General features: G+C 73.9%; 20 protein-coding genes. 13 read left to right on the forward strand and 7 right to left on the reverse strand.

Annotation, left to right across the window (positions count from 1 at the left end):
* Positions 1–94: 94 nt before the first annotated feature.
* Together AC1WTP_RS09230 and nadC are read left to right on the forward strand one after the other, a co-directional pair.
* Complete coding sequence (locus AC1WTP_RS09230) at positions 95–1,804, forward strand: L-aspartate oxidase (RefSeq protein WP_481648791.1); 1,710 nt, start codon at positions 95–97, stop codon at positions 1,802–1,804.
* Positions 1,801–2,697 carry a carboxylating nicotinate-nucleotide diphosphorylase gene (nadC, locus tag AC1WTP_RS09235; RefSeq protein ID WP_481648792.1) on the forward strand — a complete coding sequence of 299 codons (897 nt, stop codon included), beginning with the start codon at positions 1,801–1,803 and terminating at the stop codon, positions 2,695–2,697. Before AC1WTP_RS09230 ends, nadC begins: the two co-directional genes overlap by 4 nt.
* A 71-nt stretch (positions 2,698–2,768) precedes the next feature.
* Here the strand turns inward: nadC and AC1WTP_RS09240 are convergent, their stop codons facing one another.
* Positions 2,769–3,860, reverse strand: coding sequence for a hypothetical protein (locus AC1WTP_RS09240; protein WP_481648793.1), 1,092 nt, complete (start codon positions 3,858–3,860; stop codon positions 2,769–2,771).
* Between the two features lie 119 nt (positions 3,861–3,979).
* Here AC1WTP_RS09240 and AC1WTP_RS09245 point away from each other — a divergent pair, with 119 nt between their 5' ends.
* Entirely contained in the window at positions 3,980–4,738 is a 759-nt protein-coding gene (locus AC1WTP_RS09245) for a type III pantothenate kinase (RefSeq protein WP_302920649.1), read from the forward strand.
* Positions 4,739–4,754: 16 nt separating this feature from the next.
* Here AC1WTP_RS09245 and AC1WTP_RS09250 read toward each other — a convergent pair whose 3' ends face one another.
* Complete coding sequence (locus tag AC1WTP_RS09250) at positions 4,755–5,495, reverse strand: class I SAM-dependent methyltransferase (protein WP_481648794.1); 741 nt, start codon at positions 5,493–5,495, stop codon at positions 4,755–4,757.
* 91 nt (positions 5,496–5,586) lie between these two features.
* Between AC1WTP_RS09250 and lysS the strand changes: the two genes are divergently transcribed.
* The 3 genes from lysS to AC1WTP_RS09265 all read left to right on the forward strand — a co-directional run bounded on the left by lysS (position 5,587) and on the right by AC1WTP_RS09265 (position 10,661).
* The gene (gene lysS / locus AC1WTP_RS09255) at positions 5,587–7,095 is read left to right on the forward strand and encodes a lysine--tRNA ligase (RefSeq protein WP_481648795.1); all 1,509 of its coding nucleotides are present in this window, start codon (positions 5,587–5,589) and stop codon (positions 7,093–7,095) included.
* A 112-nt stretch (positions 7,096–7,207) separates the two neighbouring features.
* The gene (locus AC1WTP_RS09260) at positions 7,208–7,552 is read left to right on the forward strand and encodes a histone-like nucleoid-structuring protein Lsr2 (protein ID WP_481648796.1); all 345 of its coding nucleotides are present in this window, start codon (positions 7,208–7,210) and stop codon (positions 7,550–7,552) included.
* Positions 7,553–8,129: 577 nt separating this feature from the next.
* Complete coding sequence (locus tag AC1WTP_RS09265) at positions 8,130–10,661, forward strand: ATP-dependent Clp protease ATP-binding subunit (RefSeq protein ID WP_481648797.1); 2,532 nt, start codon at positions 8,130–8,132, stop codon at positions 10,659–10,661.
* Positions 10,662–10,969: 308 nt separating this feature from the next.
* Here the strand turns inward: AC1WTP_RS09265 and AC1WTP_RS09270 are convergent, their stop codons facing one another.
* Positions 10,970–11,872, reverse strand: a complete 903-nt coding sequence (locus AC1WTP_RS09270; protein ID WP_481648798.1) for an HhH-GPD family protein — start codon at positions 11,870–11,872, stop codon at positions 10,970–10,972.
* Positions 11,873–11,968: 96 nt separating this feature from the next.
* Between AC1WTP_RS09270 and AC1WTP_RS09275 the strand changes: the two genes are divergently transcribed.
* The 3 genes from AC1WTP_RS09275 (at position 11,969) to AC1WTP_RS09285 (ending at position 13,932) form a co-directional block, all read left to right on the forward strand.
* Positions 11,969–12,481, forward strand: a complete 513-nt coding sequence (locus AC1WTP_RS09275) for a glycine cleavage system transcriptional repressor (protein WP_481648799.1) — start codon at positions 11,969–11,971, stop codon at positions 12,479–12,481.
* Positions 12,478–13,062: a peptide deformylase gene (locus AC1WTP_RS09280; protein WP_481648800.1), complete on the forward strand. Its 585-nt coding sequence runs from the start codon at positions 12,478–12,480 to the stop codon at positions 13,060–13,062. Before AC1WTP_RS09275 ends, AC1WTP_RS09280 begins: the two co-directional genes overlap by 4 nt.
* Before the next feature lie 162 nt (positions 13,063–13,224).
* Positions 13,225–13,932, forward strand: coding sequence for a hypothetical protein (locus AC1WTP_RS09285; protein ID WP_481648801.1), 708 nt, complete (start codon positions 13,225–13,227; stop codon positions 13,930–13,932).
* A gap of 42 nt (positions 13,933–13,974) precedes the next feature.
* On the opposite strand, the gene disA is transcribed toward AC1WTP_RS09285, so the two are convergent.
* The 4 genes from disA to AC1WTP_RS09305 form a co-directional block, all read right to left on the reverse strand.
* Entirely contained in the window at positions 13,975–15,156 is a 1,182-nt protein-coding gene (gene disA / locus AC1WTP_RS09290; protein WP_447134079.1) for a DNA integrity scanning diadenylate cyclase DisA, read from the reverse strand.
* 142 nt (positions 15,157–15,298) lie between these two features.
* Positions 15,299–16,750: a DNA repair protein RadA gene (gene radA / locus AC1WTP_RS09295; protein WP_481648802.1), complete on the reverse strand. Its 1,452-nt coding sequence runs from the start codon at positions 16,748–16,750 to the stop codon at positions 15,299–15,301.
* Between the two features lie 89 nt (positions 16,751–16,839).
* Positions 16,840–17,601 (reverse strand): hypothetical protein, encoded by a 762-nt coding sequence (locus AC1WTP_RS09300; RefSeq protein WP_481648803.1) that lies wholly within the window; start codon positions 17,599–17,601, stop codon positions 16,840–16,842.
* A gap of 139 nt (positions 17,602–17,740) precedes the next feature.
* Positions 17,741–18,580 carry a UbiA family prenyltransferase gene (locus AC1WTP_RS09305; RefSeq protein ID WP_481648804.1) on the reverse strand — a complete coding sequence of 280 codons (840 nt, stop codon included), beginning with the start codon at positions 18,578–18,580 and terminating at the stop codon, positions 17,741–17,743.
* A gap of 46 nt (positions 18,581–18,626) precedes the next feature.
* On the opposite strand from AC1WTP_RS09305, the gene AC1WTP_RS09310 reads away from it, so the two are divergent.
* The 4 genes from AC1WTP_RS09310 (at position 18,627) to AC1WTP_RS09325 (ending at position 22,402) form a co-directional block, all read left to right on the forward strand.
* Positions 18,627–19,376: a methyltransferase domain-containing protein gene (locus AC1WTP_RS09310; RefSeq protein ID WP_481648805.1), complete on the forward strand. Its 750-nt coding sequence runs from the start codon at positions 18,627–18,629 to the stop codon at positions 19,374–19,376.
* A gap of 44 nt (positions 19,377–19,420) precedes the next feature.
* Entirely contained in the window at positions 19,421–20,590 is a 1,170-nt protein-coding gene (locus AC1WTP_RS09315; RefSeq protein WP_481648806.1) for an acyl-CoA dehydrogenase family protein, read from the forward strand.
* 85 nt (positions 20,591–20,675) lie between these two features.
* The gene (locus tag AC1WTP_RS09320) at positions 20,676–21,728 is read left to right on the forward strand and encodes a type III polyketide synthase (protein ID WP_481648807.1); all 1,053 of its coding nucleotides are present in this window, start codon (positions 20,676–20,678) and stop codon (positions 21,726–21,728) included.
* Between the two features lie 38 nt (positions 21,729–21,766).
* Entirely contained in the window at positions 21,767–22,402 is a 636-nt protein-coding gene (locus AC1WTP_RS09325; RefSeq protein ID WP_481648808.1) for a hypothetical protein, read from the forward strand.
* Positions 22,403–22,416 lie beyond the last annotated feature (14 nt).

Below are 22,416 nucleotides of genomic sequence, written 5' to 3' on the forward strand. Positions count from 1 at the left end.
GCCACTCGTGCCGCCGGGGCCGGGACGCCGTAGCCCAAACCACTCGTCCCGCCCCCGCCGCCCCGGGCGAGGAACGTTCGGGTTGACTGGGGGCATGGACCTTCCGACCGTCGACCTGCCGGCCGTCGACCTCCCGGCTCTCCCCTCGCTGCTGGCCGCGCCCGCGCCCGGCTGGGTGGAGACCACCGACGTGCTCGTGGTCGGCTCCGGGGTGGCCGGGCTCACCGCCGCGCTGCACCTGCGCGAGGCGGGGCTGCACGTCACCGTGGTCACGAAGGTCAACATCGACGAGGGATCGACCCGTTGGGCGCAGGGCGGCATCGCCGCGGTGCTCGACCCGCACGACACCCCGGCCGCGCACGCCGTGGACACCGAGGTCGCCGGGGTCGGTCTCTGCGACCCGGCCGCGGTGCGGGTGCTGGTCGAGGAGGGACCGACCCGGCTGCGCGAGCTGATGCGGATCGGCGCCGAGTTCGACCGCAACCCGGACGGTTCGCTGATGCTCACCCGGGAGGGCGGGCACCGGGCCAACCGGATCGTGCACGCCGGCGGCGACGCGACCGGGGCCGAGGTGCAGCGGGCGCTGCACGCGGCGGTGCGCCGCGACCCGTGGATCCGGCTGGTCGAGCACGCCCTGGTGCTGGACCTGCTCCGGGCGCCCGGTGACGGCCCCGACGGGCTCGGCCCGGCCTGCGGGATCACCCTGCACGTGCTCGGCGAGGGCAGCGAGGACGGGGTGGGCGCGATCCTGGCCCGGGCGGTGGTGCTGGCCACCGGCGGGATGGGGCAGGTCTTCGCGGCCACCACCAATCCCGCGGTGTCGACCGGCGACGGGGTGGCGCTGGCCATGCGGGCCGGCGCGGCGGTCACCGACGTGGAGTTCGTCCAGTTCCACCCGACCGCGCTGATCGTGCCGGAGCACGCCCGGGTGCCCGGCGCCGGGCACGCCCAGCAGCCGCTGGTCTCCGAGGCGCTGCGTGGCGAGGGCGCGCACCTGGTCGACGCCGACGGCAAGCGGTTCATGGTCGGCCAGCACGAGCTGGCCGAGCTGGCGCCCCGCGACGTGGTGGCCAAGGGCATCCACCGGGTGCTGCTGGCCACCGGGGCCGACCACGTCTTTCTCGACGCCCGGCACCTCGGCGGGGACTGGCTGGCCAAGCGGTTCCCCACCATCGTGGCGTCCTGCCTGGCCATCGGGGTCGACCCGGCGGTCGACCTGATCCCGGTCGCCCCGGCCGCCCACTACGCCTCCGGCGGCGTCCGCACCGACCTGCACGGCCGCACCTCCATTCCCGGGCTGTACGCCTGCGGCGAGGTCGCCTGCACCGGCGTGCACGGCGCGAACCGGCTGGCCAGCAACTCGCTGCTGGAGGGGCTGGTCTTCTCCCGGCGGATCGCCGAGCACATCGCCACCGGCCTGCCGGAGCAGGCGCAGCCGGCGCCGACCGGCGCCTGGGTCGGCGGTGCGGGCTGGGTGGTGCCGGCCGCCACGACCCCGGTCCTGCAACGGGCGATGACCCGGGGCGCCGGCGTGCTCCGCTCGGCGGCGACGCTGGCCGGGACCGCGGCCACCCTCGGCGAGCTCGGCTCCGGCCGGGGCACCCCGCGCACCGCCGACTGGGAGGCGACGAACCTGGTCACCGTGGCGTCGACGCTGGTCGCCGCCGCGTACGCCCGCCGGGAGACCCGGGGTTGCCACTGGCGGGAGGACTTCCCGACGGCCGACGAGCGGTGGCTGGGCCACCTGGTCGGCGCGATCGGGGCGCAGGGCCGGTTGGCGCAGCAGTGGGAGGAGACGCGATGACGGAGTCGACGGAGCGGGCGTTGCGGGCGGCCGGCCTGGACCCGGCCCGGGTGCGCCGGGTGGTCGAGGACGCCCTCGTCGAGGACCTGGGCCCGGACTTCCTCGACGTCACCAGCGTCGCCACCATCCCGGCCGAGCAGAACGACACCGCCGACCTGGTGGCCCGCGCCGACGGCGTGGTGGCCGGGCTGGCCGTGGCGGCCGCGGTGTTCGAGCTGGTGGGCGAGGTGACCGGCGGCGCGCGTACGGTCGAGGTGTCGCCGGTGGCCCGGGACGGCCAGCGGGTGGCCCGCGGCGACGTGCTGGCCACCGTGACCGGCCCGACCCGGCTGCTGCTCACCGCCGAGCGCACCGCGCTCAACCTGCTCTGCCGGATGTCCGGAGTGGCCACCCACACCCGGGCCTGGGCCGACGCGCTGGCCGGCACCAAGGCGATGGTGCTCGACACCCGCAAGACCACCCCGGGCCTGCGCGCCCTGGAGAAGTACGCGGTCCGCGCCGGCGGCGGCACCAACAAGCGGATGGGCCTGCACGACGTCGCGATGATCAAGGACAACCACAAGCTGGCGGCCGGCGGCATCACCCCGGCGTACCAGCGGGTCCGGGCGGCGTTCCCGGACGTGCCGGTGCAGGTGGAGGTGACCACGCTGGCCGAGGCGGTGGAGGCGGTCGAGGCCGGCGCCGGCTTCCTGCTCTGCGACAACATGACGCCGGAGACGCTGACCGAGGTGGTCGCCGCCGTCGGCGACCGGGCCGAGCTGGAGGCGACCGGCGGGCTGACCCTGGCGGTGGCCGCCCGGTACGCGGCGACCGGCGTCGACTTCCTCTCGGTCGGCGCGCTGACCCACTCCTCGCCCATCCTCGACATCGCCATGGACCTGCGCACCGAGTGACGCCGCGGCGCGTGGCCGGAGTCGGCTCGGCGGCACCGGTCGGGCGGGGTGGTGCGTTCAGCCTCCGCGGGTCAGGCCGCCGCCCGGGCGGGCAGGGCGGTCGGGCCGACCAGGTTGAAGATCACCTGACTCTCGGTGTCGTCCCGGTGGTCCAGGCCGTACTTGGCCCGGAAGAGCTGGAGCGCCCGGTGGTAGACGCCGGGCTCCAGCTCGTCGGCCTCGCCCAGGGTGAAGGTCTGGCCGGTGGCCTCCGGCCGCTGGAGCACCACGCTCAGCCCGGCCAGGCCGTGCCGGGCCACGTTGCGGACCAGGTCGCTGCCGGCGATGTACCAGGTGCCGTCGACCCGCACGTAGCGCGCCTCGCAGGTCTCCAGGTCCCGCCCGTCCTGACGCAGGCAGAGCTGCAGGCTCAGGCAGGAGTCGAGGTCGCGCAGCGGGGCCGTCTCCCACAGCTCGGTGAACCGGTCGTCCACGAACTCGCCGAGCGGGGTGTTGACGAACGCCTCGATCTGCTGGGCGTCGAAGGTCTTGCCGCTGACCGGGAAGAACGAGATGTACGCCTTGTCGTCCCAGCGGTACATCTGCACCGACGGCGCGGTGCTGTAGAGGCGTACCCGCAGCCGGGACCGGGAGGCCGGCGGCAGCTGCTGCTGGAGCCGGCCGAAGTGGTAGAGGTTGTTCATGATCGCGATGGCCGCGTCCGAGCGACGCAGCTCCTCGGCGCGGAGCCGGACCGCCGGCGAGTCCGGGTCGAGCAGCAGCACCCGGACCGTCGCGCCGTTGGCCAGCGCCACCCGCAGCGCAGAGAGGAACCGGTTGGTGTACGGCCCCTCCAGCATGCTGGTGAACGTCTCCAGGATCGCGACGATCTCCCGGGAGTTGGCCACCCGTTCGATCAGCGCGTCCCGGTCCAGCCGGGGGTGCTCGATGATGCTCACCGTCTGGAGCTCGCGGAAGAGCGGGTTGAGCACCACGTAGGTCAGCAGCGTCATGATCAGGGCGGCGCCGACGTTGAGGTAGAGGTCGCCGCGGAAGGTCTGCCCGGAACGCCAGGCCTGCACGATCATCCAGAGCGCACCGCCGGCCAGCGCGGCCAGCACCAGCACATGCCGGCGGCGCCGGCGCAACGTGTTGCGCCCGCGCGCCCACCACATCCCCGACATGTCCGCTCCCCGTCCGGCCCCGCCGTGGATAGACCTATGTTCATGTCGCGATGCCGTTCAGGATACGGTTCGCCGGCCGCTGCGCGCCCGCCCGTACGTTGGTTGTCTAGGCTGCGTGCGTGCTGCTCTGCATCGACATCGGAAACACCAACACCGTGCTGGCGACCTTCGACGGCGACAAGCTGGTGCACTCCTGGCGGATCAAGACCGATGCCCGGTCGACGGCGGACGAGCTGGGGCTGAAGTTCCGGGGGCTGCTCGCCGGGGACGCCGTCGAGATCACCGGGGTGGCCGCCTGCTCCACCGTGCCGGCCGCGCTGCGCTCGCTGCGCACGATGCTGTCCCGCTACTACGCGGACCTGCCGAGCGTGATCGTCGAGCCCGGGGTGCGGACCGGGGTGCAGCTCGCCATCGACAACCCCAAGGAGGTGGGCGCCGACCGGGTGGTGAACACGCTGGCCGCGTACACCCTCTACGGCGGGCCGTCGATCGTGGTGGACTTCGGCACCACCACCAACTTCGACGTGATCAGCGGCCGGGGCGAGTTCCTCGGCGGCGCCTTCGCCCCCGGCATCGAGATCTCCTTCGACGCGCTCGCCGCCCGCGCGGCCCAGCTGCGCAAGGTCGAGGCCACCCGGCCCCGCTCGGTGATCGGCAAGAACACCGTCGAGTGCCTCCAGTCCGGCCTCTACTTCGGCTTCGCCGGCCAGGTGGACCGGATCGTCGAGCGGATGACCGAGGAGCTGGGCGAGGTGCGGGCGGTGATCGCCACCGGCGGCCTGGCCTCGCTGGTGATCAACGAGTGCCGGACGATCACCCACCACGAGCCGATGATCACGCTCATCGGCCTGCGGATGGTCTACGAGCGCAACGTCTGATCCGGCGGTCGGTGGTTCAGCGCCGTCGGGACCGGAACACCAGCGTCCGGTACGGCAGCTCGACGGTCTCCCGCCCGGCCAGGTCGGGGTGGGTGGCGAAGAGCTCCCGCAGGTCCCGGTCGATCTTCTCCTGTTCCTCGGCCGGCGCGGTGATCCAGTACGAGCGGGTGTGCAGCAGCCCGATCACCCCGTCGGGGGTGAGCGTGGTCGCGTGGGTGAACTCGCCCAGCTCGACCGGGCCGAAGGCGGCGCCGAAGTCGGCGTACTTCTCGGTCACGTTCCCGGCGTTGTCGCCGAGGTGGGCGATCCGGCTCAGCTCCGCCACCCAGGCGACCCCTTCGTCCCGGACGTTCCAGATCGGCGCGAAGACGCCCCCCGGGCGGACCACCCGGGCGATCTCCGGGTGCGCCCGTTCCCGGTCGAACCAGTGGTACGCCTGGCCGACGACGACCGCGTCGGCCGCGCCGTCGGGCAGCGGTACGGACTCCGCGCTGCCCGCCAGGGCGACGGTGCCCGGGGTCGCGGCCTCGAGCTGGGCCCGCATTCCGGGGTCGGGTTCCACCGGCACCACCTGGTGGCCGAGGGCCAGCACCTCGCGGCTCAGGATGCCGGTGCCGGCGCCCAGGTCCACTACCCGGGCGGACCGGCCCAACCCGTCGAGTGCCCAGCGGACCGCCTCCCGCGGATAGCGGGGCCGGAGCCGGTCGTAGTCGGCCGCCACGGCACCGAACGAGAGAGCTTGAGTGGGGTCGGTCATGGCGGGCAGGTTATCCGGTAACCGGCAACTGGGTGCTTGAGTACGCTCGGGGGTTGACCCCGCCGAACATCTCCTCCTGAGGAAGCGTGCCGTGACCGAGCAGAAGCCCGTGCCAGTCGACCCCGCCGACGACCTTCCCGAGCAGATGAAGGTCCGCCGGGAGAAGCGGGACCGGATGCTCGCCGACGGCGTCGAGCCGTACCCGGTCGGCTACCCGCGGACCAGCACCCTGGCCCAGATCCGCGAGCGCTACGCCGACCTGCCCACCGACACCGCGACCGGCGACCGGGTCTCGGTCACCGGGCGGGTGATCTTCGTACGGAACACCGGCAAGCTCTGCTTCGCCACCCTGCGCGACGGTGACGGCACCGAGCTGCAGGCGATGCTCTCCCTCGACCGGGTCGGCCCGGAGCGGCTGGAGGACTGGAAGCGCCTGGTGGACCTCGGCGACCTCGTCGGGGTGACCGGCGAGGTGATCACCAGCCGCCGGGGCGAGCTGTCGGTGCTGGTCGAGCAGTGGGCGGTCACCGCCAAGGCGCTGCGCCCGTTGCCGGTGGCGCACAAGCCGCTCAGCGAGGAGGCCCGGGTCCGGCAGCGCTACGTCGACCTGATCGTCCGCCCGCAGGCGCGGCAGATGGTGCGCACCCGGGCGGCGGCCGTACGCAGCCTCCGGGATTCCCTGCACGAGCAGGGTTACCTCGAGGTGGAGACGCCGATGCTGCAGTTGCTGCACGGCGGCGCGGCGGCCCGCCCATTCGTGACCCACAGCAATGCGCTCAACACCGATCTGTATCTGCGAATCGCGCCGGAACTGTTTCTGAAGCGGGCCGTGGTCGGTGGTGTCGAGCGCGTCTTCGAGATCAACCGCAACTTCCGTAATGAGGGCGTCGACTCTTCGCACTCCCCGGAGTTCGCGATGCTGGAGGCCTACCAGGCGTACGGCGACTACGACACGATGGCCGAGCTGACCCGCAATCTCGTGCAGCGGGCGGCGACCGCGGTCGGCGGCTCGACGGTGGTCACCCACGCCGACGGGCGGGAGTTCGACCTGGGCGGCGAGTGGCGTTCGGTGACCCTCTACGGGGCGCTTTCCGAGGCGCTCGGCGAAGAGGTCACGGTGCGCACCGAGCGGGCCCGGCTGGTCGAATACGCGGACAAGCTCGACCTCGCCGTCGACCCGAAGTGGGGGCCCGGCAAGCTGGCCGAGGAGCTCTTCGAGGAGTTGGTCGTCCCCGGCCTGCAGGCGCCCACCTTCGTCCGCGACTACCCGGAGGAGACCAGCCCGCTGACCCGCGCGCACCGCACCGAGCCGGGGCTGGCCGAGAAGTGGGACCTCTACGTCCTCGGCTTCGAGCTCGGCACGGCCTACTCCGAGCTGGTCGACCCGGTGGTGCAGCGGGAACGGCTGGTGGCCCAGGCGCAGCTCGCCGCCCGGGGCGACGACGAGGCCATGCGGCTCGACGAGGACTTCCTCCGCGCGATGGAGTACGGAATGCCGCCGGCCGGGGGTATGGGAATGGGAATCGACCGACTGCTGATGGCGCTCACCGGCCTGGGAATTCGGGAAACGATCCTGTTCCCGTTGGTGCGCCAGGAGTAGTCGCAACACCCTCGACCGGACCGATACCGCATCCTATTGACGCCGCGCGCGTCGTACGGGCTATTGTTCTTGCGAGTTTGCAGGTGCACCCTGCTCGAAAGGAATGTGGGACGTGGCCAAGCAGATCATTCACAAGCTGGTCGATGACCTGGACGGCGGGGACGCTGACGAGACCGTCAAGTTCGCGCTCGACGGCGTTCAGTACGAGATCGACCTGTCCGGTTCCAACGCAGAGAAATTGCGTGAGGTATTCGCGCCGTACGTCGCGGCCGGCACCAAGGTGGGCCGGGGCGGCGTGGTCGTCGGCGGCCGGGCCGCGCGCGGCCGGGGCGGCGCCACCGCCGACCGGGAGCAGAACAAGGCGATCCGGGAGTGGGCCAAGAAGGCCGGCAAGGACATCTCCGACCGGGGCCGGATCCCCCAGGAGATCGTCGACGAGTACCACGCCACGCGCTGACCCCGCAGTCACCGGGCGACACGACGCCGGGCCGGAGCACGACTCCGGGCCGGCGTCGCCGTATCCGCCCATCCGTCGCATCCGGGACCGGATGCGCGATAACCGTCAAACCGGACGGGCTGGTTTCCTCGGCGACGGCCCGGACCGCCGGGTCGCGCCGAACCGGACCCGGCGCCGCCGGGAAGAATCCCGGTGGGGCGGGCGTTGTCCACAGCCGGTGGAGAAGTTTTCCACAACCTGTGGATGACAGTCGGGTGGCCTCCTGCGCCGGCCGCGCCGACGTCATACCCGGTCGTGCGGGTGCCATCGGGGCCCGCGCGGGCCGTCCGGAAGGGTGTCGCACGGCGAGGAGAATTTCGCTCTGCGCGTAGCGCCGGGGGTACCGGAACACCTCCTGAGCGCGGACGGTTGTGCAAAACGACGCGTACACGGCTCCTGCCGGAGACACACGACCTCAGCTGAGTCGGTCCGCGGCGATAGAGTAATGAGGCAAGGACGCCCGTCCCGGGCGTCCGCGCACCGGCCCCGCCAAGATCTTTGACCATCAAGGCGCACGGCACGTGAGGAGCACGAGGGCATGTTCGAGCGGTTCACCGACCGAGCGCGACGGGTTGTCGTCCTGGCCCAGGAAGAGGCCCGGATGCTCAACCACAACTACATCGGTACGGAGCACATCCTGCTGGGCCTGATCCACGAGGGTGAGGGTGTCGCGGCAAAGGCCCTGGAGAGCCTCGGCATCTCCCTCGAGGGCGTCCGCCAGCAGGTCGAGGAGATCATCGGCCAGGGCCAGCAGGCGCCGAGCGGGCACATCCCGTTCACGCCGCGGGCCAAGAAGGTGCTGGAGCTGTCGCTGCGCGAGGCGCTGCAGCTCGGCCACAACTACATCGGCACGGAGCACATCCTGCTCGGTCTGATCCGCGAGGGTGAGGGCGTCGCCGCCCAGGTGCTGGTCAAGCTCGGTGCGGACCTCAACCGGGTCCGCCAGCAGGTGATCCAGCTGCTCTCCGGCTACCAGGGCAAGGAGCCGGCCGCGGCGGGCGCCGCGCCGGGCGAGGCCGCGCCGTCGACCAGCCTCGTGCTGGACCAGTTCGGCCGCAACCTGACCCAGGCCGCCCGCGAGGGCAAGCTCGACCCGGTCATCGGGCGCGAGAAGGAAATCGAGCGGGTCATGCAGGTGCTCTCCCGCCGTACCAAGAACAACCCGGTCCTGATCGGTGAGCCCGGCGTCGGTAAGACCGCCGTGGTGGAGGGGCTGTCCCAGAAGATCATCAAGGGCGAGGTGCCCGAGACGCTGAAGGACAAGCAGCTCTACACGCTCGACCTCGGTGCGCTGGTCGCCGGTTCCCGCTACCGCGGTGACTTCGAGGAGCGCCTCAAGAAGGTGCTCAAGGAGATCCGCACCCGCGGCGACATCATCCTGTTCATCGACGAGATCCACACCCTGGTGGGTGCGGGTGCCGCCGAGGGCGCGATCGACGCGGCGAGCATCCTCAAGCCGATGCTGGCCCGTGGCGAGCTGCAGACCATCGGCGCCACCACCCTCGACGAATACCGCAAGCACCTGGAGAAGGACGCCGCCCTCGAGCGCCGGTTCCAGCCGATCCAGGTGGGTGAGCCGTCGCTGGCCCACACCATCGAGATCCTCAAGGGGCTGCGCGACCGCTACGAGGCGCACCACCGGGTTTCGATCACGGACGCGGCTCTCGTGGCTGCCGCGACTCTGGCCGACAGGTACATCTCCGACCGCTTCCTGCCGGACAAGGCGATCGACCTGATCGACGAGGCCGGTGCCCGGATGCGGATCCGCCGGATGACCGCGCCGCCAGACCTGCGCGACTTCGACGAGCGCATCGCCCAGGTGCGCCGCGACAAGGAGTCCGCGATCGACGCGCAGGACTTCGAGCGCGCCGCCCAGCTGCGCGACAAGGAGAAGCAGCTCCTCGGCCAGAAGGCCCAGCGGGAGAAGGAGTGGAAGGCCGGTGACCTGGACGTCGTCAGCGAGGTCGACGACGAGCAGATCGCCGAGGTGCTCGGCAACTGGACCGGCATCCCGGTCTACAAGCTGACCGAGGAGGAGACCTCGCGCCTGCTGCGCATGGAGGACGAGCTGCACAAGCGCGTCATCGGCCAGGAGGACGCGGTCAAGGCGGTGTCCAAGGCGATCCGGCGTACCCGCGCCGGGCTGAAGGACCCGAAGCGTCCCTCGGGCTCGTTCATCTTCGCCGGCCCGTCCGGCGTCGGTAAGACCGAGCTCTCCAAGGCGCTGGCCGAGTTCCTGTTCGGCAGCGAGGACGCCCTCATCCAGCTGGACATGTCCGAGTTCCACGACCGCTACACGGTCTCCCGGCTGGTGGGTGCCCCTCCCGGCTACGTCGGCTATGACGAGGGCGGGCAGCTGACCGAGAAGGTGCGGCGTCGGCCGTTCTCGGTGGTTCTCTTCGACGAGATCGAGAAGGCCCACCCGGACGTGTTCAACACGCTGCTCCAGATCCTGGAGGACGGTCGGCTCACCGACGGTCAGGGCCGGATCGTGGACTTCAAGAACACGGTCATCATCCTGACCACCAACCTGGGCACGCGCGACGTGGCCAAGGCGGTGTCGCTCGGCTTCCAGGCGTCGGAGGACTCCGAGTCCAACTACGACCGGATGAAGCAGAAGGTCAACGACGAGCTCAAGCAGCACTTCCGGCCCGAGTTCCTGAACCGGATCGACGACACCATCGTCTTCCACCAGCTGCGCGAGTCGGAGATCCTCTCGATCGTGGACATCATGATCGCGCGGATCGAGACGCAGCTGCGGAACAAGGACATGGGCCTGGAGCTGACCGACAACGCCAAGAAGTACCTGGCGAAGAAGGGCTTCGACCCGGTGCTCGGTGCGCGTCCGCTGCGTCGCACGATCCAGCGCGACATCGAGGACAACCTCTCCGAGCGGATCCTCTTCAACGAGCTGACCCCGGGTCAGATCGTGGTGGTGGACTGCGAGGGCGACCCGAGCAACATCGACAAGTCCAAGCTCGTCTTCCGGGGCGCCGACAAGCCGGTCGAAGTGCCGGACGCGGTCCCGGCCGACCTCGGCGGCACCGCCGCCGCGGGCGCGGACGAGTAAGGCTCGACAGCACGAGGGCGACGGCCCGGTGGCACCCGCCACCGGGCCGTCGCCCTTTCCGCTTGCCCAGCCACCGTACCCACCCCCGGCGCCCGCCCGCCCTCGACCACCGGCCCGCCCCGCCCGACTGGTTCGCCCTGGCCCAAGCTGGCTTGTTCGCTCGGCTCGGCTCGCCCGGCTCGGCTCGCCCGGCCCGGCCCGCTCCGCGTCCGGCTCGGCTCGCTCGGCCCGGCCCGCTCCGCGCCTGGCCCGCTTGCCCCTCGCCCCACCCGGCTCGCCCCGCTCGCCGGCTCAGGTCATCGGGCGGGTCAGATGATGGGGACGGGAAGCGGGTCGTCGCCGGTGAGGCGGAACGAGTCGGCGCCGACGGGCTCCACGAGGCCGTCCTGCACCAGCCCGGCCAGCGCACGGGACCGCTGCGCGTCGTCCGTCCACACCTGGTCGAGCCGCTGGCGCGGGACCGGTCCGGTGGTCTCCCGCAGCACCCCGAGCAGGAGCCCGCGGACCTGGCGGTCGGTGCCCGCGTACCGCTGGGGGCGGCGGGTCGGGCCGGTCGGCGCGGCCTGGCCGGAGGCGCGCCAGGCGCAGGCCGACTCGACCGGGCACCGGTCGCAGCGGGGGGCGCGGGCGGTGCAGACGACCGCGCCGAGTTCCATGAAGGCCGCGCTGGCCAGCGCCGCGGCGGCCGGCTCGGCGGGCAGCAGCTCCTCGGTGGCGACCAGGTCCGCGGGCCGGGTCACCGGTCCGGCGTCCGGTTCGCCGGCCACCGCCCGGGAGACCACCCTCCGGACGTTGGTGTCCACCACCGGGTGCCGCTGACCGTACGCGAACGCGGCCACCGCCCGGGCCGTGTACGTGCCGATGCCCGGCAGGGCCAGCAGCTGATCCAGCCGGTCCGGCACCCGGCCGCCGTGCCGCTGCACGATCGCCACCGCGCACTCACGCAGTCGTACCGCCCGGCGGGGGTAGCCGAGCCGCCCCCACATCCGGATCGCCTCGGCCGGGGTGTCCGCCGCCAGCGCGGCCGGCTCCGGCCAGCGCGCCAGCCACGCCTGCCAGGCCGGGACGACCCGGGCCACCGGGGTCTGCTGGAGCATGACCTCGCTGACCAGGATCGCCCACGGGCTCACGTCGGGTCCGCGCCACGGCAGGTCCCGGGCGTTCTCCTGGTACCACCGGCTGACCAGGGTGGTGAAAGTGGGTGCAGTCATCGCGGGGCCGATGATGTCACGCGCGGTGGTCCCGCCGATCGGGCGGCCCGGGCGGGGCGGCGCGGCGGCCGCGGGCGGATCGGGCAGAATGCCCGGATGAACGAGCTCGCGATCACCGTCATCGGCCGGGACCGGCCGGGCATCGTGGCCGACGTCGCCGAGGTGCTGGCCCGGCTCGGCGCGAACCTCACCGACAGCACGATGACCCGGCTGCGGGGGCACTTCGCGATGACCCTGATCTGCGTCGGCCCGGCCGCCGCCGAGGTCGAGGCCGCCCTGGCCCCGCTCGCCGCCGACGGCCAGCTGCTGGCGACCGTCCGGGCGGTCACCCCGGACGGTGAGCTGGCCCCGGGCGGTGAGCCGTACGTGATGGCGGTGCACGGTGCCGACCGGATGGGCATCGTCGCGGCGATGACCCGGGTGCTCGCCGACGCGGGCGGCAACGTCACCGATCTGAGCACCCGGCTGGCCGGGACGCTCTACGTGGTCGTCGCCGAGGTGGACCTGCCGCCCGGAACCGCCGACACGCTCGCCGGCCGGCTGGCCGAGGCCGCCGCCGAGCTGGGCGTCGAGGTGACCCTCCGGCCGGCCGACCCGGATCTGTTGTGACCGGCGACGAGCGCGGCCCGGACGTCGACGGGTACGCCGGCCTGGGCGACTGGACCCCGGAGGCGCTGACCGTGCCGGGCGAGGTGCGCCCGGTGGTGGCCGCCCCGCACCCGGTGCTGAGCCGGGCCGGCGGCGAGGTGGACCCGACCGCCGCGGAGACTGTGCGGCTGGCCGCCGATCTGATCGCCACCATGCGCGTGTCGCCGGGCTGCGTCGGCCTGGCCGCCCCGCAGGTCGGGGTGGGTGCGCAGGTGTTCGCGGTCGACGTCACCGGCCATCCGAAGGCGGTCACCGTGCACGGCACCTTCGTGCTCTGCAACGCCCGGGTGGTCGAGGCGACCCGGTGGAAGCCGGGACGCGAGGGGTGCATGTCCGTGCCCGACCTGACCGGCGACGTCAAGCGGGCCAGCCGGCTGGTGGTGGAGGCCGCCCTGCCCGGCACCGGCGCGCCCGTCCGGCTGGTGACCGACGGGTTCGAGGCGCGGGCCCTGCAACACGAGATCGACCACTGCGCCGGGTTGCTCTTCCTCGACCGGGTCGCCGGTGCGCACGCCGTCTACCAGCGCAAGGTCTATCTCTGAGCCGGATGCCGGCGGCCGCCCCGGCGGGGCGCGACGGGGCGCGGACCGGCCACACCGCGCGGGACGGCACTGTCGTGAGTGGAGGGTTGATCCGGTGAGCAGTCGACACCCCGGCGCGTCGCGGCGGGCTGTGGTGCGGTACGCCGCTACGGTGGGGGCATCATGCGTCTGACGGTCGGCCCCCTGCCACCCGCCGTTTACTGGCGGCGTCGCGCCGTCGTACTCGGAGCGGGGCTTCTCTTCCTGATTGTCCTGCTCTACTCGTGCACCGGCTCGGACCCGGACCCGCGGTCGACCGGCGACGCCCAGCCGACCGCCGGCGCCACGTCGTCCGCCGCCACGCCGGAACCGAGCGGGTCGGTGCTCACCCCGCAGACCGGCGCACCGCCGTCGGGTGACGCGGGCTCGGCCGACCCGTCGGTCGAGCCGACCGTCACCAACGGCCCCGTCCCGGGAGCGCCGGTGGTCGACGACGGCACCTGCACGGACGCCGAGATCACCGTGACCCCGGTGGCCCGGCCCGCGACGGCGGTCCGCGGCGCGACCGTCGACCTCCAGCTGAAGATCAAGAACCGGTCCGAGCGGACCTGTAGCCGTGACGTCGGCGCCGACGTGCAGGAGCTGTTCATCAAGTCCGGGGCCGAGAAGATCTGGTCGTCCGACACCTGCGGCACCGGGAAGGGCTCGGACGTGCAGTCCTTCACGCCCGGCTTCGAGCGGTCCTACCAGGTCGGCTGGAACGGCAAGGCGTCCAGCCGGTGCGCGAACGGGGTGGCCGCGGGCGAGGCGCCGCCGGCCGGGACGTACCAGGTCTTCGCCCGGGTCGGCAGCAAGCTCAGCGAACCGGTCAAGCTCACCCTCACCGGCTGATCCGCACCCGCCCGACGACCCCCGACCGGGGACGCGGACCGGTCAGACGTAGCGTTCCAGGATGGACGCCTCGGCGAGCCGGGACAGCCCCTCGCGGACGCCGCGGGCGCGGGCGTCGCCCACCCCCTCGACGGCCTGGAGGTCCTCCACCGTCGCGCCGAGCAGCCGCTGGAGGCTGCCGAAGTGCAGCACCAGCCGGTCCACCACCGCGGCCGGCAGCCGGGGCACCTTGGCCAGCAGCCGGAAGCCGCGCGGGCTCACCGCGGCGTCCAGGGCGTCGGAAGCGGCCGGGTAGCCGATCGCCTTGGCCACCGAGACCAGGTCGATCAGCTCGGTGGCGCCGAGCAGGTCCAGCTCGACCAGCGCCTCGTCGAGGGTGCGGGACTTGCGGCCGACCGGGAGGTAGTCCCGGATGACCAGGGTGCGGTCGGCGTCCACGCCGGCCATCAGCTCGTCGAGCTGGAGGGCCAGCAGCCGGCCGTCGGTGCCCAGCTCTACCACGTAGCCGGCGATCTCGTCGGCGATCCGGCGGACCATCTCCAGCCGCTGCACCACCGCCACCGCGTCGCGCACGGTGACCAGGTCCTCGATCTCGAGCGCGGAGAGGGTGCCGGAGACCTCGTCCAGCCGCAGCTTGTAGCGCTCCAGCGTGGCCAGCGCCTGGTTGGCCCGGGACAGGATCGCCGCCGAGTCGTCCAGCACGTGCCGCTGGCCGTTGACGTAGAGGCTGATGATCCGCATGGACTGGCTGACCGAGATGACCGGGTAGCCGGTCTGCCGGGCGACCCGCTCGGCGGTGCGATGCCGGGTGCCGGACTCCTCGGTGGGAATGGTCGGGTCGGGCATCAGGTGCACCGCGGCCCGGACGATCCGGGTGCCGTCGCTGGAGAGCACGACGGCGCCGTCCATCTTGCACAGCTCCCGGACCCGGGTGGCGGAGAACTCGACGTCCAGCGGGAACCCGCCGGTGCAGAGCCCCTCGACGACCTTGTCGTAGCCGAGGACGATCAGCGCGCCCGTCCGGCCGCGCAGGATCCGTTCCAGCCCGTCGCGCAGCGCGGTGCCGGGCGCCATGAGTGCGAGGTTGGCCCGGAGCGGATCGCCGGCGGAGCTGCCGCCCCCGGTCACGTTGACGCTGATCGGACGGGCGGGCGAGCCCACGGCGCCGGTGCGGGCGTGGGGCGTCGCGCCGGCAGGCTTGGTGGTATCGCGGTCGATCGGCACGGGCACAGTCTACGGACTGCCCTGCGGTGGGTGCTGTCGTGGTTACTGTGATGTGTCGCGATGTCCGGTGCGCGTGGTGCGGGACAACGGGCGCGGCATGCCCGGTATCGCCCCGGCCGCCCCGCCCGCCGGGCGCCGCCGATCACTCCGCGGACGCCCGGGCCGCCGCCTGGAGCGCCGCCCGGACGTCCGTGACCTCTGTCACGCGCATCTGCTCGGGGCCCACGCCGGTGCTCTCCGGGCCGCAACCCGGCGGCACGAGAGCGTGTCGGAAGCCCAGCCGGGCCGCCTCAGCCAGCCGGCGGGGCACCGCGCCGACCCGCCGGACCTCGCCGGTCAGCCCGACCTCGCCGATCGCCACCAGGTGCGGGGCGATGGCCAGGTTGAGGCCGCCGGAGGCGACCGCGAGGGCGACGGCGAGGTCGGCCGCCGGCTCCACCACCCGGATGCCGCCGACGGTGGCCGCGAAGACCTCCCGGTCGTGCAGGGTCAGCCGTTCGGTACGCCGTTGCAGCACCGCCAGCACCATCGCCAGCCGGGCCGAGTCGAGCCCGGAGACCGTCCGCCGGGGGGAGCCGGCGACGGTCGCGCCGATCAGCGCCTGCACCTCGGTGACCAGGGCCCGCCGCCCCTCCATCGCCACCGTCACGCAGGTGCCCGGCACCGGCTCCGAGTAGCGGGTCAGGAAGAGCCCGGACGGGTCGGCCAGGCTGCTGATGCCGCCCTCGTGCATCTCGAAGCAGCCGACCTCGTCGGCGGCGCCGAACCGGTTCTTGACGCCGCGCACCATCCGCAGCGAGGAGTGCTTGTCGCCCTCGAAGTGCAGCACCACGTCGACCAGGTGCTCCAGCACCCGGGGGCCGGCGACCTGACCGTCCTTGGTCACGTGGCCGACCAGCACGGTGGCGATGCCGCGCTCCTTGGCGACCGCGACCAGCGCGGCGGTGACCGCCCGGACCTGGGTCACCCCGCCGGGCACGCCCTCGGTGCCGGTGGTCGAGATGGTCTGCACCGAGTCGAGCACCAGCAGGCCGGGCTGCACCGCGTCGAGGTGCCCGAGCACCGCGGCCAGGTCGCTCTCGGCGGCCAGGTAGAGCTGGTCGTGCAGGGTGCCCATCCGCTCGGCCCGCAGCCGCACCTGGCTGACCGACTCCTCGCCGCTGACCACCAGCGACGGGCTGCCCGCGCCGGCCGCCCACTGCTGGGCCACGTCGAGCAGCAGGGTGGACTTGCCGACCCCCGGTTCACCGGCGAGCAGCACCACCGCGCCGGGGACCAGGCCGCCGCCGAGCACCCGGTCGAGCTCGCTCACGCCGGTCGGCCGGGCCCGGGCGGGCGCGGCGCTGATGGTGGCGATCGGCCGGGCCGGCTCGGCCGGCATCCGGGAGCTGACCACCCGCCCGGAGACGGTCGGGCCGGTCACCGTGCACTCGACCACCGAGCCCCACTCGCCGCACTCCGGGCAGCGCCCGACCCACTTGGGCGGCTGGTGTCCGCAGGCGTCGCACTCGTAGGCCGGGCGGGGCTCACGGGCGGCCCCGCGGCCGCGCCCGGCCGCCCCGGCGCGCGGTGAGGTCGATCGGGAGGTGGTCACACCGGGACGTTAGTCCCCCCGTACGACGAAAACACCGGCGGCGTGGTGGTCGCCACGCCGCCGGTGTCCGGCGATCCTGCTGGGAGCGGTCAGTGGTCGGAGCCGCCGTGACCGCCGCCGTTCTCCTGACCCTCGTAGCCGCCCTCGCGCTCGATGATCGGCGACGGGGGCGCCGCCGGGGTGAGCGGCACGGCGATCGGCGCCGGGCCGGTGATGGCGACGCCGTTGCCGAAGTCGAAGGTGACGAAGACGTTCTGCCCGGAACGGAGCGCCTCGTCCAGCCCGATGAGCTGGAGGATCTGGTCCGCCTCGGTGTTGAGCTGCACATAGCTCAGCGGCGGGATCTCGATCCGGGCCGGCTGGCCGGCCGGGGCGGACGGGGTCGCCGACGGCGACGCCGACTCCGACGGCGAGGCCGAGCCGGACGGGCTGGCCGAGCCGGACGGGCTGGCCGACCCGGTCTCCGACGGCGTGGCCGTCGGGTGGGCCTCCTCCGACGGGGTGGCGGACGGGCTGGCCGCCGCGCCGTCGCCGGTGATCACCACCTCGCGGGCGTCCTGGCTGTGCACGGTGACCGTGACCGGGTTCGGCGAGTCGTTGTAGATCACGGCGTTGAGCAGCGCGTTCGCGCCGGCCTTGTAGCCCTCGACGCCGGGGTACTCGACCAGCAGGCCACGGACCGCGTACTCGCCGTTGCCGGCCGAGAGGTTGACGCCCTGGACCGACGGCTCCTTGTTGGCGGTCTCGGAGACCTGGCCGGCGCCGCACCCGGACAGCAGCAGTCCGGTCGCCGCCGCCATCCCGGACAGCAGCAGGGCCGCCCGCCGGGAACCCCTGATCGAGCGCGTCACGTCGGTCCTCCTCGTCACGATCCCACCCGGTCCTGTGCCCGGGCACGGTGGCCCTGCCCGCGCAGACCGCGCTCCAGGGTAGTTGGGGCTGATCGAGGCCCGCACGCCGACCCGGGGATGCCACCTGCCGGGCGGATCCTCAGACCACCCGACCGCTGCTGACCAGCAGCACCACGTCGATCAGGGCCACCAGCATGACCGCCCGGAAGGCGGCCACCGGGCGGCCGCCGGCCCGGGCCGTGGCGCGCCCGCCGTACCAGCTCAGCGGCGGCACCACGACGGCGGCCGCGACCGCGGCGAGGCCGACCCCCGACGGCGGCCCGGGCGGCCCGACGACCAGGGTGGCGGTCGCCGCGAGCAGCAGCCCGGCGGCGGCCACCCGGCTGCCGGCCGGCCCGAGCCGGTGCGGCAGCCCGCGCACCCCGGTCCGGGCGTCGTCGGCGAGGTCGGGCAGCACGTTGGCGAAGTGCGCGCCGGCGCCCAGGCAGGCCGCGGCGGCGACCAGCCAGCCCGGCGGCGCCGGCGCGCCGGGCAGCGCCAGCACCACGAAGGCGGGCAGCGACCCGAAGGAGACCGCGTAGGGCAGCACCGAGAGCGGGCTGGACTTCAACGGCCAGTCGTAGAGCAGCGCGGAGACCAGGCCGGCGGTGGCGCAGAGCGCCGCCACCGGGTTCGTGGCCAGGGCCAGCGCCGGGGTGGCCAGCGCGGCCGCCGTCGCGGCCAGGGCGACCGCGCGCCGGCCGACCGCGCCCGCGGCGACCGGCTTGTCGGTACGCCCCACCGTGGCGTCCCGGTCGGCGTCGAGCGCGTCGTTGGCCCAGCCGACCGCGAGTTGGCTGGCCAGCACGGTGAGCACCACCGCGACCACCCCGGACGGCCGGTGCCCGACCCCGGCGGCCAGCAGACCGGCCACTGTGGTGACCGCCGCGGCCGGTTCCGGATGGCTCGCCCTGACCAGCCCTAACACCGTTGACGACATAACGGAAGTCTGGTCGTTACCGGTGAGTCGTGCCACGCTCGGAGCCATGCGAGACGCGGGTCGGACCCTGCCGCGCAACGATCCGCGCCAGTACGACGACCTGGCCGGCGAGTGGTGGCGGCCGGACGGCGCGTTCGCCATGCTGCACTGGCTGGCCGAGGCCCGGGCCGCGCTGGTGCCGCCGGCGGCCCGGTCCGGCGCGCTCCTGGTCGACCTGGGCTGCGGTGCCGGGCTGCTCGCCCCGCACCTGGCCGGCAAGGGCTACCGGCACGTCGGGGTGGACCTCACCCGCTCCGCCCTGACGCAGGCCGCCGAGCACGGCGTGACGGTGGTCCAGGGGGACGCGACGGCGGTGCCGCTGGCCGACGGCTGCGCGGACGTGGTGGCCGCCGGTGAGCTGCTGGAGCACGTGCCGGACTGGCGGCGCGCGGTGGCCGAGGCCTGCCGGCTGCTCCGGCCCGGCGGCCTGCTGGTGCTGGACACCCTGAACGACACCGCGCTGAGCCGGCTGCTCGCCGTCCGGATCGCCGAGCGGCTGCCCACGGTGCCGCGCGGGATCCACGACCCACGGTTGTTCGTGGACGCCCGCGCGCTGGTGGCGGAGTGCGCCCGGCACGGCGTGGCGCTGCGGCTGCGGGGCGTCCGGCCGGCGATCGGCGGCCTGCTCGGCTGGCTGCTGCGGCGGATGCGGGCCGGCGACCGTCCGGACGCGACGGACGCCGGTCGGCCGCCCCGGATCGTGCCGACCTGGTCCACGGCGGTGCTCTACCAGGGGCGTGGAACACGAAGCGGGTAGCCCGGTCCGTACGGGGGTATGGACAGGGCCGAGGAGGGGGCGGTATGACGCTGCACGCGCTGGAGGCGGCCCGGCGGTTGGCGCCGCGGTTCGCCGCTCGGGCGGGGGAGCACGACCGGGACGGCTCGTTCCCGGTCGCGGACTTCCACGACCTGCGGGAGGCCGGGCTCTTCGGCCTGATGGTCCCCCGCGAGCTGGGCGGGATGGGCGCCACGTTCGCCGAGTACGCCGCGGTCGCCACGGAGCTGGCCCGGGGCAACGGCGCCACCGCCCTGGTGTTCAACATGCACGCCTCGGTCACCGGCGCGCTCGGCGCGGTCACCGAGGAGCTGGCCGCGGCGCTCGGGGTGCCGGACGAGGCGCTGGCCGCCCGCGACCGGCTGCTCTCCGCCGCCGCCCAGAGCTCCTGGTACGCGGTGGCGATGAGCGAGCGCGGCGCCGGGGCCCGCCTCTCCCAGCTGGCCACGGTCTACGAGCCGGTCGACGGCGGCTACCGGATCAAGGGCAGCAAGACGTTCTGCTCCGGCGCCGGGCACGCCGACGGTTACCTGGTGGCCGCGCGCGCCGTCGGGGACCAGTCGGTGGTCTCCCAGTTCCTGGTGCCGGCCGGGCCGGACGGCCTGACCGTGGAGCCGAGCTGGGACTCGCTCGGCATGCGCGCGACCGCCTCGCACGACCTGCACCTGGACGTGACCGTGCCGGCCGACCGGCTGCTCGGCGGCGTGGAGGGGCTGGCCCTGGTGGTCGCCCAGCTCATGCCGCACTGGCTGGTGGCCAGCTACGCCGCGGTCTACGTCGGGGTGGCCCGGGCGGCGGTCGAGGCGGCGGCCGAGCACCTCAACGCCCGCAACCTGGCCGGGCTGCCCGCGGTCCGCGCCCGGCTCGGCCGGGCCGACGCCGCGGTGGCGGCGGCGCAGCTGGTGGTCGCCGAGGCGGCCCGTCGGGTGGACGAGGCGCCGGGCGACGCCGAGACCAACCGCTGGGTGTGGCGGGCCAAGCTGCTCGCCGGCACCACGGCCGCCGACGTCGCGGCGTCCATGCTGGAGGCGGCCGGCACCTCGGCCACCCGCCGCGGCCATCCCCTGGAGCGGCTCTACCGGGACGCGCGGTGCGGGTCGCTGCACCCGGCCACCTCCGACGTGTGCGCCGACTGGCTCGGCATCGCGGCGCTCGGCGGCGACCCGGACCGCGACGGGTCGGCGCCTCGTTGGTGAACACGAGGAGTTCACCGGCCCGGCGCGCGGCGTGGACCGGGGACGCCATGGTGGACGTGCAGGGGACCACGACGAGAGGTGGAGCATGGTGGCCGTGCCAGTGATCGCGGGTCTCGGTACGGCGCAGCCGCCGTCCGCCGCGCAGGACGAGCTGTGGGACGGGTTCTTCTCCCGGCACTTCACCGGCACCACCCGGGCGCTGGCGCAGCGGATCTTCGCGCACTCCGGGGTGAGCCGGCGGCAGGCCGCGGTCAACCCGCTGCTCGAGGACGTCTCCGACTGGCCGACCGAACGCCGGATGCGCCGCTACCAGGTGGAGGCGCTGCCGCTGGGTAAGGAGGCGGTGGGGCGGGCGCTCACCGCGGCCGGGCTCGCCGCCGGCGACGTCGGGCTCTTCATCGTCTGCTCGTGCACCGGCTACGCCACCCCGGGGCTGGACATCCTGCTCGCCCGCGACCTGGGCATGGCGCCGGAGACCCAGCGGATGTTCGTCGGCCACATGGGCTGCTACGCCGCCCTGCCCGGGCTGGGCGCGGCGAGCGACTTCGTCACCGCCCGGGGCCGGCCGGCGCTGCTGCTCTGCGCCGAGCTGACCAGCCTGCACATCCAGCCCTCCAGCGCCCGGGTGGACACCCAGCAGATCGTCTCGCACGCGCTCTTCTCGGACGCGGCGGTCGCCGCCGTGGTGGTGCCCGACGGCCGGGGGTACGCGGTGCGCGAGGTCACCTCGGTCACCGACACCTCGACCGCCGACCACATGACCTGGGACGTCACCGACACCGGCTTCCGGATGGGGCTGTCGCCGAAGGTGCCGCAGGTGCTCTCCACCCACGTCCGGGGGCTGGTCGACGACCTGCTGGACCGGCACGGCGCGACGCTGTCCGGGGTGGACGGCTGGGCCGTGCACCCCGGCGGGCCACGCATCCTCAACGTGGTGGAGCGCGAGCTGGCGCTGCCCCCGGCGGGGCTGGCCGCCTCCCGGGCCACCCTGGACGAGCACGGCAACTGCTCGTCCCCGACCGTCCTGCTGATCCTGGACCGGCTGCACCGGGCGGCGGTGCCGCCGGGGCGGGTGCTGATGCTGGCGTTCGGACCGGGCCTGACCCTCTACGCCGCCCTGCTCGAACGGCGGGACTGAGCGCGACGAGCCGGGCGGGCGACGGTTACCCTCGCCGCATGGACGCCGAGGCGGAGCACCGGCCGGCGGAGGGTGGCCACCGGCCCCCGGCCGGGTTCGGCGACCGGTTGCGGACGGGCGTGCTGGCCGGTCTGACGGTGACCGCCCTGATCACGGGCGCCTGGTGGTGGCGGGCGAACGAGCCGGCCAACCCCGCGCCGGCCACGGCGCCGGCCGCCGCGTCCGACTCCCGCCGTCAGGTGGTGGTCCGGGACTCGGACCGCGCACTCACCTTCCGGGTCGACCCGGCCACCGGCGCCGCCCTACCCGTCGACCGCCGGTCGGCCGTCGGCCCCGTCGAACCCTTCCCGAGCTACGACGACGACGGCTGGCTCGACCGGCCCGACGACCTCGTCTGGCGGGAGCGGGCCACCCTCACCCCGCAGCGCCCGGTCACCCGGCAGACCGCCGGCCAGTACGGCGCCCGCCACGTGCTCCAGTTCCGCTGCACCGGGCCGGGCGAGCTGCTGGTCTCGGTCATCGGCGCACGGGCTGGCGACCCGTTGACCAGCGGCTGCGACGGCTCGCTGGTCACCACCCAGGTGACCGGCCGGGGCGGGCCGCTCCGGGTCACCCTCTCGACCGCCGGCGCCGAACCGGTCCGGGTCGAGGCGCGACTGGTCGTGGTGCCCTGACCGGCGCCCGACCG

It is taken from the genome of Micromonospora sp. R311 (genome assembly GCF_056780015.1).